Source organism: Erwinia sp. MYb375, assembly GCF_037479175.1.
Taxonomy (GTDB): domain Bacteria; phylum Pseudomonadota; class Gammaproteobacteria; order Enterobacterales; family Enterobacteriaceae; genus Erwinia; species Erwinia rhapontici.
Map to the genome: position 1 here is coordinate 1,639,550 of NZ_JBBGZS010000023.1, position 16,888 is coordinate 1,656,437.

Below are 16,888 nucleotides of genomic sequence, written 5' to 3' on the forward strand. Positions count from 1 at the left end.
TCATGTCTGTTGTAAGCGATATGTACCTGCCAGCATGGAAATACCTGTCTTTTTATCTCCTTGTTTCACTCCTTCCTCAGCAGGTCAATGCCAATATTATTATTAATGGAACACGCGTTATCTACCCACAACAAAAAAACGAAGTGAATATTCAGCTGAGTAATGATAGTGATAAGCCTGCGCTGGTCCAGTCATGGATTGACAATGGTGATGAGAATGCTGCTTTTGACAAAATATCCGTTCCTTTTGTCCTCACACCGCCGATTGTACGCGTTGAACCGAATAGCGGGCAGACGCTGAGGATCACCTGGACAGGCACACCTTTGCCTCAGGATAAAGAGTCTATATTTTGGTTAAATGTTTTGGATATTCCGCCAAAAAGTGCAACCGCCATCAACGCCGATATATTGCAAATGGCAATCCGCAGCCGCCTGAAAATTTTCTTCCGCCCGCCATCCCTTAATGCCAGGGGAGCTAATGAGGCATTCCACGATTTACAGTGGCAACGTTCCCCTTCCGCGCCAGGTACGGTGCTTCTGGTGAATAACCCCTCTGCCTACTTTATTAATGTCTCCAATATAAAAATTAAAACGCGTCATAAGGAGATCAAAAGCCTGAAGGGCGAGATGATTGCGCCAAAAAGCTCCGCTGAGTTCAGGTTTACTGCACTTCCTGAAAAAATTGAGAATGCCGCATTACGTTATGAAGTTATTAATGACTTCGGCAGTATCACCACGATCAAAAATACACAGTAAGCCAGATAAAAGAGTCACGAATGAGATGATATCTCACAGGGAGAGCTAAGATGCCCAGGACAAGGCGCATTCATTTTTTCCGTTATTCGGTGCCTGGATTGTTGCTGGCAGGACTGATGGGATTGGATATTCAGCGGAATGCCTTCGCCAACCCAGCTGACGGATACGCCAGCTTTGATATCAACCTGCTACACCACCCATCGGATGAGAAAATCGATGTCACTCAGTTCAGCCACCGCCATGCTCTCCCTCCCGGTTCTTATGATGTCGGGATTGTGTTGAATGATAAATACGTTGGCTACACACGGCTGCAGGTCAAAAAAAACCATGAAGAGTCGGTTGTTTGCACGACCCGCTCACTGATCAATTTGCTCCCCCTCAAACCTGGAGAGGTTAATAGCAAAAAAATGGCAGAACTTGATGATGCCGACCACTGCCGCAGTCTGGATTACTGGGTCACCAGTGCCCACGGTTACATTGATGTTTCCACATTGCAGATGATCGTTTCTGTCCCTCAGGATCTGCTGATGCATCGCGCCCAAAATGAAGTTGACCCTGCGCAGTGGGATGGGGGCGTAAACGCGCTAATCCTCGGGTATAACGCGAATTATTATCAATCAAAACAAGAAGGTAACGCATACCGTTCGTTTTACAATGGGGACAATGTTGGCCTGAATTTATGGGGTTTTATGTTTCGCCACCGTGGCTCAATGAACTGGCAGAATAACAGCGGAACTCACTATCAGAGCATGCGCAATTACATCGAACATGGCATTAGTGCGCTGAGATCACGCATTATCGTCGGCGATACAGATACCAGTGGCAATCTGTTTGACAGTTTTTCGCTACGCGGCGTCTTGCTCTACAGCGACGATAATATGCTGCCAGATTCCAGGCGTGGCTACGCCCCAATGATCCGGGGTGTAGCCGAAACCAATGCGCGTATCAGCGTGCGGCAAAATAACGTGCTGCTGTACGAAACCACCGTCTCTCCCGGCCCCTTCAGCATTGATGACCTTTATCCCACCGGGTACGGCGGCGATCTGACCGTGACCATTCGCGAGTCCGATGGCCGTGAGAACCAATTTATGGTGCCTTATGCTGCGGTTCCACAACTGGTTCGCCCCGGGCTAACAAAGTACAGCCTGAGTGCAGGCACCTTACGTAATATGAACCTGTCAAAACAGGATGCCGTCGCACAGCTCACGTTACAACGGGGTATCAATAATCTGCTGACCGCCTATGGCGGCGTATTAACAACACGCGATTATCATGCTTTCCTGCTGGGCGGGGCCATTGGCAGCTCATGGGGTGCGCTGGCACTGGATGCAACACAGGCACAGACTGACACTCAGGATCGTCATCTTTCCGGGCAGAGCTTCCGCCTCACCTACAGTAAAGGGTTCAATGCCAGCAGCAGCACGATGTCACTGAGTGCCCAGCGAGTTTCCTCTCCAGACTATCTTGGTCTGAATGACGCCATGAATGCGATTGATCATGCCCGTCACCCGTATCCCGGTTCAAATGACTCTGCATTACCGTCGCCCCACAGTCGCTTCTCTGCCAGTCTTGCGCAAGGATTTACCGGCAAATGGGGACAACTTTATCTGACCGCTATCCGGCAGAGTTACTGGGGTGACCAAAGTAAAAACACGCAACTACAGGCCGGTTACAGCAATGCTTTTGGTTCCCTGAGCTGGTCTCTTTCCGTTAACCGGGTCAATGGACGCAATGGCGCAGAGACGCAATATACGCTGGGCCTGTCTGTCCCACTGGGCGGTAGTACACGCCATACCTATTTGAATATGAACATGAGCCACGATGCCGAAGGGATGTCCAGCCAGGCCAGTATCAACAGTACATTGGGGGCCGAACAGCAGTTTGATTACGCACTGGGTCTGCGTCATGACAACCAGCAACGCACCAGCGCAAATCTGGCAGCGAACTGGCACACGTCTTACACCTCCGTTCAGGGAAGTGTGGAACAAAGCAGGCACAGTCAGTCATGGTCAGGTGGGCTGAATGGCGCGTTGGTCGCATTGCCGGACGGCATTGTTACCAGCCCCTGGTACAGTGAAACCATGGCACTGGTTGATGCACCTCACGCCTACGGTGCCAGGGTCGAAGGCCATTCCGGGCTGACGCTGAACCCACAGGGACGCGCGCTGGTGCCTTATCTGCGCCCCTACCGCCTGAATGAAATCACGCTCGATCCGCAAGGGCTGCCCACCGATATTGAACTGAAAAGTACCCGCCAGCAGACCGCACCTCATACCGGTGCGCTGGTTAAAGTCAATTTTGCCACCTCACGCGGGCGTGCTGTGTTGATTCATTCAACCCTGCCCGATGGAAAGAGCCTGCCGTTTGGCGCTGCCGTCCAGGATGAACAGGGTAATCACCTTGGGCTGGTCGCGCAGGGCGACCTGATTTACGTCCGCCTGCCCCCAGGCCGTTCACACCTGCAAATTAAATCTGGCGATACCTCCGTGTGTTCGCTATCGCTGCAGCTTAGCCCTCATGCCACTCTGCAAAACGGTTTTGAACGTTTTAGTCAACCCTGCCTACCCATTTCTGCCCATTGATGATGAGCGTATAAAATGAATAACCGTCTGATTTTATTGATATCAATCACTCTACTCGCGCTGTCATTTCTCAGCCTAAACGCTCAGGCGGGTTCACTTAAATGTGCCGCCGCCACCAATAAGGCTTTCTCACTGGTGGTATTCAACGGCAGCAACGGCATCAAACTCTCCTCCTCCCTGCCGATTGGCAAGACGGTTTTCAACCAAAGTTACACCATTGATGTCTGGTGCAGCATCAGCGATCCTCTCCAGCAGGAAGCCGAAATGGCTTTTTTCATTCGCCGCACCAGCATGCAAACACTGGGCAATGGCTTAACCCTGTACACCACGTTTAACGGCAACCGTGGCAGCGAATACAGCGTTGTCAGTTCCGGGGTCATGATTGATAACCATAATGCCGCCGCCAGCCTGCCGCCCCGCACCTGGCAGCACTTTTCGCTCAATGTCACCGTTGAAATCGTCAAAACAGCAAAGACGCCTGAACGCCCGGAGCAGGTCACACCGATCAATTCACGTATTGCCCTTTTCCAGGTTGGGTCAGAAACCGGGATAAAAAATGCAAAGTTTATGATGCTGGATGCCACTACCGGACTGACGTTTATCGCCCAAAGCTGCCAGATTCAGGGGCTTGCCTCGTTTAATGTCCCGCTTGGTCCGGTACGAACACGGCGCGAACAGGGGCTGGGATCCGGCATCGGCTCGACAAATGCAGGTAAAAGTTTCTCACTGAATTTTCTCTGCGATACGGATGTGTCCGGGGACTTCACTGTGCTAATGCAACTTGATGGCACGGCCCCCGCCGGTTCGGTCAATCCCAGTTTGATTGCCCTCAGTGACGAGGCGAACAGCGCCACTGGGGTGGCACTGCAAATCTTACATGCTGACAGCAGCACGCCGGTGAATCTCGGCCAACGCTGGCAAATCGCCCGTTATCCGCTGGCCGATCGCACTCTCACCGTTTCATTCCTGGCGCGCTATTATCAGACAGCGGAACGCATCACCCCCGGTAAGGCCAATAGCTCACTGACCTGGACCCTCAACTACCTTTAATCCCCTGTCATGAAAAAAAAGGGGGAAAGCATCGGGATTGTTCCCCCTTCCTCTACCTATCACCGGGCGGGATTGTTATCATAGTGGATGACCATTCTGTTCCGGCGCCCCCCGGACGTTGACTCTGACTGAAGGACTTCGCCATGCAACCTATAAGCGGCCCCGGTGCGCCGTTACCCGGCGATCGCCCGACGATCGATGCCCGAACCGGCGCTACACGTCCGGGCACCCTTACGGGGACGGGCGAACAGCCTCTGACACCCGCGCAGCGCACCACGCTGGAGCGCCTGATCGTCAAAATCATGTCGCTCAGTTCGTTGAAATCTGCCGAGCTGTGGGCCGGGTTACGTCATGAAGTGGGGGTTAAAAACGATGCCGGGCTTCAGGCACGTCATTTTCCGCCTGCAGAACAGTTTCTTAATACCCGTCTGTCGCAGGTACAAAATACCCACGCCACACGTCAGCTTCTGCAACAGCTAACGGACCTGCTACCGACCGGCAATAATCGCCAGGCGGTCAGCGATTTCATTCGTCAGCAGTTTGGTCATACCGTGCTCAGCTCGCTGAATCCTGATCAGCTACATCAGGTGCTGACGATGTTGCAAAATGGTCAGATGGCCATTCCACAGCCACAGCAGAACCGTGTTACCGACCGCTCTCTGCTGCCGGCCGAACATCAAACGCTGAATCAGCAGATCTCACGTCTTGCCGCCGTGACCGGGGAACAACCGGCCAAACTGTGGGCCTCACTGCTGAAAGTGGTGAATCTGCACAGCGGCGACCCAATCCCATCGCGTTTCTTCCCGCTGATGAACCAGTATTTGCAGGCCAGCCAGACCCTGAGCCAACATGCTGCACCGACGCTGACGCAGCTGACTGCAACGCTAAAACAGCCGCCGGATGCGGGAGAACAGCGGATGCTGGAGGATTACAGCCAGCAGCGCTTTAACGCCACACCGCAAACTCTGCTCACGCCAACCCAGACGCAGGATCTGCTGAACCAGCTGTTCAGCCGCCGTGCAGAGCGCCTGCAAGAACAGCAGTTGGCCGACAACGAACTCAACCCGCGCCCGATCACTGTGCCACTGTGGGGCGCACTGCCACCGGTGCTGCAACCCCTGGCCAATCGCCCGGTGTTTGCCGCCTTTGCCGTCCTGTTTGTACTGGTGCTGGTGCTCTGGATACTGCTTTAATTTAGCAACCGCAGTCGGGTAGCGTTGTCATTTCAGACCAACTGCCCGGCTGATCGCCTTCCGTTACCGGATGGTTATCGCGCCGCCAGAAATCCAGCCCGCCAATCAACTCCTTTACTCTGAATCCCGCCGCCGCCAGCTTCCATGCGCCTTTTGTTGACCCGTTACAGCCAATGCCGTCACAGTATGTGATATACACTTTCTCCCGGTCCCATCCCGCCAGCGTATCGGCATTCATTAAACGATGAGGAAAGCTGACGGCACCGCAGATATGCCCGGCGTGATACTGCTGCTCTGAGCGCGTATCAATCACCACGATCTCCGGCACGCCGTGTGCCAGATCCTGCGCCACATCCCAGGCATCAGCATACAGTGCCAGTTTCTGGCGCAACCACGCCTCACTCTGCTCAGGTGCCGCCGGAGGAAATTGTAAAACCGCTGAAAACGAACTCATGATGCACTCCCGATCATTATTGGTGTTGCCATCATAGAAGGAATGGGTCTTAATCATAAGACCCATTCTGAGACAGTGACAAGACCACGATGAATCCCACTCCCGTCCCCTTTTCCGCTCTGTTTACGCGCCAGAATGGATCCACCCTGCGGGAAAAAGTCTGTGCCATGCTGCGCGAGGCGATGGCCAGCGCAACGTTACCTGCCGGGACTCGACTGCCCTCTTCCCGCCTGCTCGCCAGCGATCTCTCACTGTCTCGCGTTACCGTTGAGGCCGCTTACAGCCAGCTGGAAAGCGAGGGATATCTCTCACGTAAAAGCGGGCGCGGCACGTTTGTTGCCATCAGCCCCTCCGTATCGCAAAACCGCCATCGCCCCGCTTCTGCGGCGCCGCAGCTGTCAGCACGCGGGGGGCAGATGGTGGCGGGAGGCGGCTGTAACGATCCGCTGTTTCCCCATGCCTTTGCCGCCGGTTCCCCGGATCTGCGTGCGTTTCCCCAACCGCTGTGGCGGCGTCTCACCCAGCAGCGCCTGCGCTCCGATAGCACTTCCCTGATGCAGTATGGCGATCCGCTGGGTCTGCCCGATCTGCGCCAGGCGGTGGCGCACTACCTGGCGCAATCGCGCGGCGTGCGCTGTTCGGCCGACCAGGTGATGATCCTCACCAGCTCTCAGCAGGCGCTGCAAATGATCGCTCTGCTGCTGTGCGATGCCGGCGATCCGGTCGGGATGGAAGATCCGGGTTACCCGGGTGCCTGGCACGCTTTCCGCTATGCCGGGGCGCAGCTCACCAGCATCGCCACCGACGAACAGGGGGCTGTCCCGCCCGAGGGGCCCGCCCCGCGCCTGGTCTACCTGACGCCTGCCCATCAGTATCCGACCGGCGTGACGATGAGCGGTCAGCGGCGGCTGACGTGGCTGGCGTGGGCCCGACGCCACCAAAGCTGGCTGATTGAAGATGACTATGACAGTGAATTTCATTATGACGGACGCCCGCTACCGGCATTGCAGGGGCTGGAGGATCGCGCAAGGGTGCTGTATCTCGGCACCTTTTCCAAAGTGCTGTTCCCCTCGCTGCGACTGGCGTATCTGGTGGTGCCCGATGCGCTGATTGAACCGCTGCGGCGGCTGCGCAGCGTGATGGATGGTCACAGCGCCCAGTTGATGCAGGCGGTGACGGCGGATTTTATCCAGCACGGTCATTTCGCTGCCCACCTGCGCCTGATGCGCCAGCTCTATGCCAGCCGTCGTCAACGGCTGATCGAGGAATTAAACCAGAAGCTGGCGGATCGACTCACGCTGTTGCCCCATCAGGGCGGCTTACAGTTGACGGTCCACCTGACATCCGGCGGTGAACAACGACTGACGCAGCAGGCGGCGCAGAACGGGCTGTTGTTGCCGCGTCTGTCACCGTTGTATCAGCAGCAACCTGCGCAGGAAGGCTGGCTACTGGGATTTTCTGCACTGCAACCCGCCGAGATTGTGCAGGCAGTATTAAAACTCAGCCGTCTGAGCTACTGACGGCACTGCGCGAGAAGCTGAAGGTCACGGCAATCCCCGCCAGCGCACAGATCGACCCGGCAACAAACACTGAACCATAGCCCAGCGACGTCGCCAGGATGCCAGTGAGGGGGCCGCTGGCCCCATAGGCGATATCCTGAAACGCCGAAAAGCCGCCAAGCGCCGTGCCACGCACCTGCGGGGCTACCCGCTTCAGCACCTCAACGCCCAGCGCCGGGAACACCAGCGAACAGCCGCAGCCGGTCAACGCCGCCCCCGCCAGCGCCACCCAGCCATTCGGCGCCAGCCCAAGCAGCAGCAGCCCGCAGGCTTCCACCCCCAGTGAAATCAGCGCCACGCGGGTGCCTCCCAGCCGGTCCGGCAGCCCGCCGAACAGCACGCGAACCAGCACAAATGCCAGCCCAAACGCGGTCAGCGCAAACCCGGCATTGCCCCATTGCTGATCGGCAAAGTAGAGCGAGGTAAAGGTCCCGATCACCGCAAATCCGGTGCCCTGTAACGCCAGTGCCAGGCCCGGCTGAGTAATCTGCCCCACCACCTTCCACAGCGACGGGCGCTCGCCGCCGTGGATCGGTACAGGACGTACGCCGGTATTGAACAACAGTGCCACCAGCGGCAGCAGGATCGTTGCCACGCCCAGCGCCATAAATCCCCACTGGTTGTGTAACCACAAGCCCAGTGGCGCCCCGGCGGCCAGCGATCCATAAATCGCCATACCGTTCCACGACATCACCTGCCCACCGCGTTTCGGCCCGACCAGCCCCATTCCCCAGGTCAGATTTCCGGTCAGCAGCTGGCTTTCGCCAAAGCCCAGCAACAGCCTGCCCGCCACCAGCAGGGCAAATTTGCCCATGATCGGCAGCGGCAGCAACGCCGCCAGCAGATAGGCCACACCGACCAGGGCCAGCGCCATCATGCCCTGCATCGTGGAGCGTTTTGCCCCACGCTGATCGGCCAGCCGTCCGGCATAACCGCGGGTCAGCAGCGTGGCAAAAAACTGAATGCCGACGGCAATCCCCACCATCACATTGTTCAGCCCCAACTCCTGGTGAACATAGAGCGGGATCACCGGCAGCGCGAGGCCTGCCGTCAGATAGGTGAGAAATACCGCGAAGGAAATACGTGCAAGAGCATGGGTGCCCGCTTTCGGGCTCTCATCACTGCAACTGGACATGGCGAACTTCTCCTGGAAAACCTACAGCACAGCCTGTGCCGCTCAGTTGGCCTGTGTGAAATTTTATTTTCAAAGAATCATAGATTGGCTAAAAAATTTCAAATCGTCAATATCACGTCAGGAAGTTCGTGAGAAAGCCCGCAGTCAGTTATTATCAGGGCAATATTGACGATGCGGGAACAAGACATTGAAAACAGGGATATTCGCTTTAACACTGACCACGCTGCTGACCAGCGTCCATGCCTTTGCCGCGGAAGAAGATAGCTGCCGTAACGGCTATTTCCCCAGCTATCAGGGAGAGTATCACCAGGCAGAGATCAGCGCAGATGCAGGTAACGTCCATTTCTATGATGATGATAACGGCTGCCCGGAAAAAGGGGCAAGCTGCGCGCGTAAAGCCTATCTGGTCCCTGGTAATCAGGTGCTGGTGGCGCAGACCAAACCCGGCTGGAGCTGCGTCTGGTACTTCGCGAAGAAGCGCGACTTTACCAGTTGGATCCCCACGGCCAGCCTGACCACGCTCCCGACACGCGCGGTAAAGCCTGAAGACTGGCTGGGCCTGTGGCTTCCGGTGGAAGGGTCCGATGCCATCACGCTTTCACGCAGCGGCGAAAAACTGCACGTCAGCGGTACGGCGAACTGGCACGGCGGCATCAACAGCTACGGTGAACAAGTGGTGCATATCGGTGAAATCGATGATGATGCCACGGTAGACGGCAACCGTCTGACGTTCGGCAAACCGGATTCACAGAACTACGAGTGCGGCGGTGAAATGCTGTTGATCAATGGCAATCTGGTGGTGCGCGATAACAGCAACTGCGGCGGGATGAACGTGCGCTTCGACAGCGTTTACCGCAAGAGCACAGCAAAATAGTGTTCAGGGCCGCCTGCGGGTGGCTCATTGACCTCATTTTACCTCCGTGTAATGAAATTACGTCACCGCCTTCCTCATCTGTCAGGCTAAAGCAAGGTGGGCAGGTGGCAAATTCGCGAGATCGCTCGCATTCGGTGAATCCTTCCAGGCAAAAAACAGTGTCTGGCCGCCATGCCCAGTGCTTTTGCTCGCATGAACCCTCTGCAATGTTATTTATTTGTTAAATAAAAATAATATTAACAAATTATCAACATTATATCGTAGTAAAAATCCAACAATCACAGATAAACAAACAAATTTTTAACACAATGCCTTTCATAATTTAACATATAAAGTTACCGATCACACTTCTTCATCTCGCTCAACTCTTCACCAAAATCTTCTTGCTATCTTGATCCGGTGGTCAATGCCACCTCTTACCTGACAAAAACAACGAATCAGATAACAAGGTACTGCTATTAAATTTAACCTCTCGTTACTCAATGCATGTGTTGTCTCTGCCTGTATGTTGTTCGCGACTCCGCTGCTGGCCGCAGAAAAACACGATATCGCCCTGGTGGCAAAAGTGACCGGGATCCCCTGGTTCACCCGGATGGCCGTTGGCGTGGATGAAGCCGCGAAAAAACTTGATGTGAATGCTTACCAGGTGGGGGGTTCGACTGCCGACCCGGCGCAGCAGGTGAAAGTGATTGAAGACCTGATTGCCAAGAAAGTGGATGCGATTATCGTGGTCCCGAACGACGCTAAAGTGCTGGAGCCGGTGCTGAAAAAAGCCCGCGATCAGGGCATCGTGGTGCTGACGCATGAATCCCCTGACCAGCCAATTGGCCAGTGGGATATTGAAACCATCGACAGTGTTAAATACGCCGAAAAGAATATGGACGAACTGGCCAGCAATATGGGCGGTAAAGGCGGTTATGCCATCTATGTTGGTTCGCTGACCGTACCCCTGCATAACGCCTGGGCGGATGCCGCCATCAAATATCAGAAAGAAAAATACCCTGAGATGCATGAAGTCACTTCACGCCTGCCGGTGGCTGAGAGCATCGATAAATCTTACGCCACAACGCTCGATCTGATGCGCACGTACCCTGATCTGAAAGGCATTATCGGTTTCGGATCGCTTGGTCCTATCGGTGCCGGACAGGCGGTGAAAAGCAAACGTGCGAAAAATAAAATCGCCGTCGTCGGTATCGCGATGCCCGCTCAGGCTGCGCCATACCTGGCAACGGGTGATATCAAGAAAGCCCTGTTGTGGGATCCAAAAGATGCCGGTTTCGCTCTGGTGAGCCTTGCCGATCAACTGCTGGATGGCAAACAGGTTACGCCGGATCTGACCATTGACGGCCTGGGTAAAGCCGATGTGGATATGGAACACCATGTGATCCGTTTTAACCGCATTCTGGAAGTGACCAAAGATAACGCGAAATCCCTCGGCTTCTGATTGTTTTGGGCCAGCCTGACTGGCCCTTTATCCACTCCAGGGTACTGAATTATGTCCACGCAAACACCGTTTATCTCACTGGAAAACATCAGTAAATCCTTTCCGGGCGTCCGTGCACTGGATGACGTGACACTGACGCTGAACCGGGGCGAAGTGCACTGTCTGGCCGGACAAAACGGCTGCGGTAAAAGCACACTGATCAAAGTGATCTCCGGGGTGTATCAGCCCGATAAAGGTTCACATATCAGCATTGACGGAAAGCGGCTCACCCATCTGACGCCCGCCCTTTCGGCTTACTATGGCATCCAGGTGATCTATCAGGATCTGTCGCTGTTCCCCAATCTGTCGGTGATGGAAAACATTGCTGCGCATCGCTATCTGCCAGGCGGTCACTTCTGGGTAAACCGACGGGCCATGCGCCAGCTGGCGCAGGAAACCATGGCACGTATCGGCGTGCAGCTCGACCCGGCGCGCAAGGTTGAAAAACTGTCGATTGCTGACCGCCAGCTGGTTGCTATCTGCCGGGCACTGGCGGCAGATGCCAGCCTGGTGATCATGGACGAGCCAACCGCATCGCTTACACGCCATGAAGTGAACGGGCTGCTGCGGGTGGTTAATGAACTGAAAGCCGCCGGGATCTGCGTGGTGTTCGTCAGCCACAAGCTGGATGAAGTGATGGAAGTATCCGATCGCATCAGCGTGATCCGCGACGGCAAACTGGTGGGCACCTGGCCTGCCAGCAAACTGGATAGCGATGAGCTGGCATGGCAGATGACCGGGCAGCGCTTCAGCTTCAGCCATCTGCCGGAACGTGCTGACCTCAACGAAACGCCGTTGCTGGAAGTGCGTAACCTCTCGCGCCGCAATCAGTACCGGCAGATCAATCTGCAACTCAGAGGCGGTGAGATCACCTCGATTGTCGGCCTGCTGGGCGCCGGACGTACCGAGCTTTGCCTGTCGCTGTTTGGTATTACGCGGCCCGACAGCGGCGAGATGATTATTGACGGTCAGCCGGTGACATTGCGCAGTAACCGCGATGCCATCCGCCACGGTATTGCTTACGTCTCGGAAGATCGACAGACCGAAGGGCTGATCATGACGCAGTCGATTTTCGACAATCTGCTGTTGCCGATTTTCTCCCAGCTACGCAACCGACTGGGACTGCTGGACCGGCATGAAGCCCGCCAGCGCGCATCAAAACTGATCCGCGAACTGAATATTAAAGTCTCTGACAGCCAGCTGGCCGTTCAGACGCTGTCCGGCGGCAACGCTCAGCGTGTGGCCATTGGTAAATGGGTCGCTACCCGGCCGAAAGTGTTGATCCTCGACTCCCCCACCGTCGGCGTCGATATCGCCAACAAAGAGGGGATCTACCGTATCGCCCGCGAGCTGGCAGAGTCCGGTATGGCAGTGCTGATGATCTGCGATGAGATCCCGGAAGCCTATTACAACAGCCACCGCGTGCTGGTGATGCGCAAAGGCGAGCTGGTGGCGAGTTTCGCCCCCCATCTGTGCCGTGAAGAGGAGATAGCCGGAGTGGTCAATGAATAACAAACTGCGTCACCTTATCAGCCTGCACGAATTCTGGCTGGGTATGCTGATTGTGCTGCTGGCGCTGGGCCTGAGCGTGCGCACCAGTGAGTTTCTCACCCTCGGCAACCTGACCGATGTGGCCACCAGCTATGCCATCCTCGGCATTCTGGCCTGCGGCCTGTTTGTGGTGCTGATTGCCGGCGGCATTGATATCTCATTCCCGGCGATGACCGCCATTGCTCAGTATGTAATGGCCAGCACCATGCTGACGCACGGCGGCAACCTGTTCAGCGTCTTTGCCATTGCCATTGGCTGCGGTCTGGTGCTGGGGATGCTCAACGGTTTACTGGTTTATCTGCTGCGGGTACCGGCGATCATTATCACCATTGCCACGCTGAATGTGTTTTACGGACTGCTGGTCTGGGCCACCAACGGCACCTGGCTGTACGGCTTCCCGGACTGGTTTATGGAGGGCATTAACTGGTTTTCCTTCACCGCAACCGACGGCTACGAATATGGTCTGACGCTGCCGCTGCTCAGTCTTCTGGCGGTGTTTGTGCTGACCGGGGTAATGATGAACTTCACCCGCATTGGACGCCAGATTTATGCCATGGGCGGCAACCGCGAGTCGGCTTCACGCCTTGGCATCAACCTCAGAGGCCTGCATCTGACGGTCTACGGCTATATGGGTGTGCTGGCCGGTGTGGCCGCCGTGGTGCAGGCGCAGACAACGCAGTCTGTTGCCCCCAACTCACTGGTGGGCTTTGAGCTGACGGTTCTTGCTGCCGTGGTCCTGGGCGGTGCCAGCATGAGCGGTGGACGCGGAACCTTAACCGGCACGCTGCTGGGCGTACTGCTGCTGGCCTTCCTGCAAAACGGCCTGACGCTGCTGGCGGTCTCGTCCTACTGGCATATGGTGTTTAGCGGCATCATTATTCTGGTCAGCGTGAGCGCCACGGCATGGAACGAAAAACACCAGCGGGCAAAGGGGAACTGAGATGCAAACATTACTGAATAAACTACCGGGTGACCGCATTATCCGGCTTCAGGTGCTGATGCTGGTGGCCGTGCTGGTGCTGTTTTCTCTGACGCTGGGTGGGCGCTTTTTTAGCCTCGGTAACTTCCAGTCGATAGCCAGCCAGTTGCCAGTACTCGGCCTGCTGGCGCTGGGTATGGGCGTCACTATGCTGACGGGTGGTATTAATCTGTCGATTATCGCCAGCGCCAACGCCTGCTCATTGCTGATGGCCGCACTGATTGTCGCCCATCCTGACCAGCCGCAGTGGGTTTTCCTGGCACTGCTGGCCGGGCTGGGGCTGGCCGTGGTGATTGGCGTGGTCAACGGTGTACTGATTGCGGTCATTGGCGTCTCGCCGATTCTGGCCACACTGGGCACCATGACGCTGATTGCCGGGCTGAATATTCTGCTCTCCAACGGTGCGGTGATCTCCGGCTTCCCGCCCGCGATCCAGATGCTGGGTAACGGCAATATCGCCGGGATACCGCTGTCACTGCTGTTGTTCCTGGCCGTGGCAGCGCTGATGTGGCTGCTGCTGGAGCGCACCACGCTGGGCCGCACCATTCTGCTGCTGGGCAGTAACGAGAAAGCCACGCGCTTTAGCGGGGTGAACACCACCCGCGTCACCATTGTGGTGTATGTCCTTTCGGCGCTGATGAGCTGGGGGGCCGCGCTGTTGATGATGTCGATGTTCAACTCGGCCAAAGCAGGCTATGGCGAATCCTGGCTGCTGGTGACCATCCTCGCCTCGGTGCTAGGCGGCATTAATCCTGACGGCGGTTTTGGGCGCATTCCCGGCCTGGTGATGGCGTTGATTGTGCTGCAGATGCTGGAAAGTGGACTGAATCTGCTGGGAGTGAGCAGCTACCTCACTATGGCCCTTTGGGGTGGTGTACTGATCCTGTTTATTGCGTTGCAACATCGCAGAACCTGAGGACTAAGGATAAAAAATGGCGAGCTATTACATTGGTGTGGATGTGGGAACCGGCAGCGCACGTGCAGGCATTTTTGATATTACCGGGCGCATGATGGGCCAGGCGAGCCGGGAGATCGCGATGTTTCGCCCGCAGGCCAATTTTGTCGAACAGTCTTCCGACAATATCTGGCAGGCGGTGTGCCAGGCGGTACGCGATGCGATTAATCAGACCAACATTAACCCGGTGCAGATAAAAGGGCTGGGTTTTGATGCCACCTGTTCACTGGTGGTGCTGGATAAAGAGGGCCAGCCGCTGACGGTCAGCCCTTCCGGGCGCAGCGAGCAGAATATTATTGTGTGGATGGACCACCGTGCCATTGTGCAGGCGGAGCGCATCAACGCATTAAAGCACCCGGTGCTGGACTACGTGGGTGGGGTGATCTCGCCGGAAATGCAGACGCCAAAACTGCTGTGGCTGAAGCAGCATATGCCAGCCAGCTGGCAGAATGTGGGTCACCTGTTCGATCTGCCGGACTTCCTGACGTGGCGCGCAACGGGTGACGTCACCCGCTCGGTCTGTTCGCTGGTGTGTAAATGGACCTGGCTGGCCCATCAGGACGGCTGGGATGCCAGCTACTTTAAACAAGTGGGTCTGGAAGATCTGCTGGAGCATGACGCGGCGAAGATCGGCAGCGAGGTCAAAAGCATGGGCGAACCCCTGGGGCGCGGGCTGACGCAGCGTGCCGCCAGTGAGCTGGGCCTGCTGCCCGGCACCCCGGTCAGTGCTTCGATTATTGATGCTCACGCCGGAAGCCTGGGCACGCTGGGTGCCGCCGGGCCATCCGGCGAGATGGCCGACTTTGACCGCCGCATCGCGCTGATCGGCGGCACCTCAACCGGGCATATGGCCATCTCCCGCGAGCCGCGTTTTATTAAGGGCGTCTGGGGACCGTATTACAAGGCGGTACTGCCTGACTTCTGGCTGAATGAAGGCGGCCAGTCTGCCACCGGTGCCCTGATTGATCATGTGATCCAGTCGCACCCCTGCTATGCCGCCCTGCATGAGCAGGGCAAAAGTCAGGGAAAAACCATTTACGAGGTGCTGAACGATCGGCTGCGTAAGATGGCGGGGGAAGCGGATAAAATCGCGTTTCTGACGCGGGATATTCATATGCTGCCCTACTTCCACGGCAACCGTTCGCCGCGTGCCAACCCTAACCTGACCGGGATACTGACCGGGCTGACACTCTCACGCACCCCGGAAGATATGGCGCTGCACTATCTGGCAACGATTCAGGCCATCGCGCTTGGCACCCGTCATATTATTGAAACCATGAACCAGACGGGCTACAGCATCGACACGATTATGGCCAGCGGCGGCGGCACCAAAAACCCGATCTTTGTTCAGGAGCACGCCAACGCTTCTGGCTGCACTATGCTGCTGGCAGAGGAAAGCGAATCGATGCTGCTGGGCAGTGCCATGATGGGCACCGTGGCTGCGGGCGTATACGACACACTGCCGGAAGCGATGAATGCCATGAGCCGCATTGGTAAAACCGTCACGCCGCAGACCAACGAGATCAAACGCTATTACGACCGTAAATATCGGGTGTTCCGCGAGCTGTATCACGACCATATGAAATACCAGCAGATGATGCAGGAGGAATAATGACGCCGGAACAGAGCTGGCAACAGGCCACCGCAGGCTGGGACACCTATCGCCAGGCGCTGGCCGCGCTGGAGACGCAGCTTGACCGTCAGCAGTGGCTGGCGGTGCTGGATGCCCTCGCCGCCTGTCGCGGCAAGATTGCGGTCACCGGCATCGGCACCTCCGGCATTGCGGCACGTAAAATCGCTCATATGCTGGCCTGCGTTGAGCATCCTGCCATCTGGCTCAGCGCCGCCGATGCCGCCCACGGCGACATCGGTTTTCTGCGCCACGACGATGTTCTGATTATGCTGTCACGCGGCGGTAACTCCGATGAACTCACTCGATTGCTGCCGACGGTAAAAACCAAGGGCTGCACGCTGATTAGCGTCACGGAGAACGCGCACTCGGCCATTGCTCAGGCCGCCGATCGGCTGCTGCTGATGCCCAAATCGCAGGAGATCGACCCGCTGAATATGCTGGCCACCACGTCAATTATCAGCGTGCTGGCGGTATTTGACGCGATGATTGCCGTGCTGATGTCGCAGAGTGGCTACAGCAAGGAGACGTTGCTGACCGTGCATCCGGGGGGGAATGTGGGGAAGGTGTTGAGGGAGGAGTGACCCCTGAGGGATCTCCACACATTTTTAGTCGCTAATCGTTCAGCTTCAGGTCTGGGGCCAGTTTGAGCACGCCGGATCGGCAACTGCCGCATCCATGCGTGCCT

The 16,888-nt window shown here is 56.5% G+C and carries 14 protein-coding genes; 12 read left to right on the forward strand and 2 right to left on the reverse strand.

What is annotated here, in order from left to right; genetic code table 11:
• The first annotated feature begins 2 nt into the window (after positions 1–2).
• The 4 genes from WH279_RS20320 (at position 3) to flk (ending at position 5,580) form a co-directional block, all read left to right on the forward strand.
• Positions 3–755, forward strand: coding sequence for a fimbrial biogenesis chaperone (locus WH279_RS20320; RefSeq protein ID WP_339458226.1), 753 nt, complete (start codon positions 3–5; stop codon positions 753–755).
• A 50-nt stretch (positions 756–805) separates the two neighbouring features.
• Positions 806–3,337, forward strand: a complete 2,532-nt coding sequence (locus WH279_RS20325) for a fimbria/pilus outer membrane usher protein (RefSeq protein WP_339458228.1) — start codon at positions 806–808, stop codon at positions 3,335–3,337.
• 15 nt (positions 3,338–3,352) lie between these two features.
• Positions 3,353–4,387, forward strand: coding sequence for a fimbrial protein (locus WH279_RS20330; protein ID WP_339458230.1), 1,035 nt, complete (start codon positions 3,353–3,355; stop codon positions 4,385–4,387).
• A 143-nt stretch (positions 4,388–4,530) separates the two neighbouring features.
• On the forward strand, positions 4,531–5,580 hold the full coding sequence (gene flk / locus WH279_RS20335; RefSeq protein WP_200642916.1) for a flagella biosynthesis regulator Flk: 1,050 nt from the start codon (positions 4,531–4,533) through the stop codon (positions 5,578–5,580).
• Between the two features lies 1 nt (position 5,581).
• Here the strand turns inward: flk and WH279_RS20340 are convergent, their stop codons facing one another.
• On the reverse strand, positions 5,582–6,034 hold the full coding sequence (locus tag WH279_RS20340; protein ID WP_339458232.1) for a rhodanese-like domain-containing protein: 453 nt from the start codon (positions 6,032–6,034) through the stop codon (positions 5,582–5,584).
• Between the two features lie 89 nt (positions 6,035–6,123).
• On the opposite strand from WH279_RS20340, the gene pdxR reads away from it, so the two are divergent.
• Positions 6,124–7,554, forward strand: coding sequence for a MocR-like pyridoxine biosynthesis transcription factor PdxR (pdxR, locus tag WH279_RS20345; protein WP_339458234.1), 1,431 nt, complete (start codon positions 6,124–6,126; stop codon positions 7,552–7,554).
• Here pdxR and WH279_RS20350 read toward each other — a convergent pair.
• Positions 7,535–8,728, reverse strand: coding sequence for an MFS transporter (locus WH279_RS20350; RefSeq protein WP_339458236.1), 1,194 nt, complete (start codon positions 8,726–8,728; stop codon positions 7,535–7,537). The two genes, pdxR and WH279_RS20350, sit on opposite strands and share 20 nt — an antisense overlap.
• Before the next feature lie 187 nt (positions 8,729–8,915).
• On the opposite strand from WH279_RS20350, the gene WH279_RS20355 reads away from it, so the two are divergent.
• The 7 genes from WH279_RS20355 to WH279_RS20385 all read left to right on the forward strand — a co-directional run bounded on the left by WH279_RS20355 (position 8,916) and on the right by WH279_RS20385 (position 16,784).
• Positions 8,916–9,602, forward strand: coding sequence for a hypothetical protein (locus tag WH279_RS20355; protein WP_339458238.1), 687 nt, complete (start codon positions 8,916–8,918; stop codon positions 9,600–9,602).
• Between the two features lie 457 nt (positions 9,603–10,059).
• On the forward strand, positions 10,060–11,046 hold the full coding sequence (locus WH279_RS20360; protein WP_133841349.1) for an autoinducer 2 ABC transporter substrate-binding protein: 987 nt from the start codon (positions 10,060–10,062) through the stop codon (positions 11,044–11,046).
• A 51-nt stretch (positions 11,047–11,097) separates the two neighbouring features.
• Positions 11,098–12,597 (forward strand): sugar ABC transporter ATP-binding protein, encoded by a 1,500-nt coding sequence (locus tag WH279_RS20365; protein WP_339458240.1) that lies wholly within the window; start codon positions 11,098–11,100, stop codon positions 12,595–12,597.
• On the forward strand, positions 12,590–13,576 hold the full coding sequence (locus WH279_RS20370) for an ABC transporter permease (protein ID WP_339458242.1): 987 nt from the start codon (positions 12,590–12,592) through the stop codon (positions 13,574–13,576). Before WH279_RS20365 ends, WH279_RS20370 begins: the two co-directional genes overlap by 8 nt.
• A 1-nt stretch (position 13,577) precedes the next feature.
• A complete protein-coding gene (locus WH279_RS20375; protein WP_339458244.1) occupies positions 13,578–14,531 on the forward strand; it encodes an ABC transporter permease in 954 nt (317 codons plus the stop codon).
• Positions 14,532–14,547: 16 nt separating this feature from the next.
• Positions 14,548–16,182, forward strand: a complete 1,635-nt coding sequence (locus tag WH279_RS20380) for an FGGY-family carbohydrate kinase (RefSeq protein WP_339458246.1) — start codon at positions 14,548–14,550, stop codon at positions 16,180–16,182.
• Complete coding sequence (locus tag WH279_RS20385; RefSeq protein WP_200642908.1) at positions 16,182–16,784, forward strand: KpsF/GutQ family sugar-phosphate isomerase; 603 nt, start codon at positions 16,182–16,184, stop codon at positions 16,782–16,784. The genes WH279_RS20380 and WH279_RS20385 overlap by 1 nt, the downstream gene beginning before the upstream one ends.
• Positions 16,785–16,888 lie beyond the last annotated feature (104 nt).

Bases quoted from the DNA above. Each gene is read 5' to 3' on its own strand.
- WH279_RS20320 (WP_339458226.1), top strand. From the start codon at position 3: ATGTCTGTTGTAAGCGATATGTACCTGCCAGCATGGAAATACCTGTCT.
- WH279_RS20325 (WP_339458228.1), top strand. From the start codon at position 806: ATGCCCAGGACAAGGCGCATTCATTTTTTCCGTTATTCGGTGCCTGGA.
- WH279_RS20330 (WP_339458230.1), top strand. From the start codon at position 3,353: ATGAATAACCGTCTGATTTTATTGATATCAATCACTCTACTCGCGCTG.
- flk (WP_200642916.1), top strand. From the start codon at position 4,531: ATGCAACCTATAAGCGGCCCCGGTGCGCCGTTACCCGGCGATCGCCCG.
- WH279_RS20340 (WP_339458232.1), bottom strand. From the start codon at position 6,034: ATGAGTTCGTTTTCAGCGGTTTTACAATTTCCTCCGGCGGCACCTGAG.
- pdxR (WP_339458234.1), top strand. From the start codon at position 6,124: ATGAATCCCACTCCCGTCCCCTTTTCCGCTCTGTTTACGCGCCAGAAT.
- WH279_RS20350 (WP_339458236.1), bottom strand. From the start codon at position 8,728: ATGTCCAGTTGCAGTGATGAGAGCCCGAAAGCGGGCACCCATGCTCTT.
- WH279_RS20365 (WP_339458240.1), top strand. From the start codon at position 11,098: ATGTCCACGCAAACACCGTTTATCTCACTGGAAAACATCAGTAAATCC.
- WH279_RS20370 (WP_339458242.1), top strand. From the start codon at position 12,590: ATGAATAACAAACTGCGTCACCTTATCAGCCTGCACGAATTCTGGCTG.
- WH279_RS20375 (WP_339458244.1), top strand. From the start codon at position 13,578: ATGCAAACATTACTGAATAAACTACCGGGTGACCGCATTATCCGGCTT.
- WH279_RS20380 (WP_339458246.1), top strand. From the start codon at position 14,548: ATGGCGAGCTATTACATTGGTGTGGATGTGGGAACCGGCAGCGCACGT.
- WH279_RS20385 (WP_200642908.1), top strand. From the start codon at position 16,182: ATGACGCCGGAACAGAGCTGGCAACAGGCCACCGCAGGCTGGGACACC.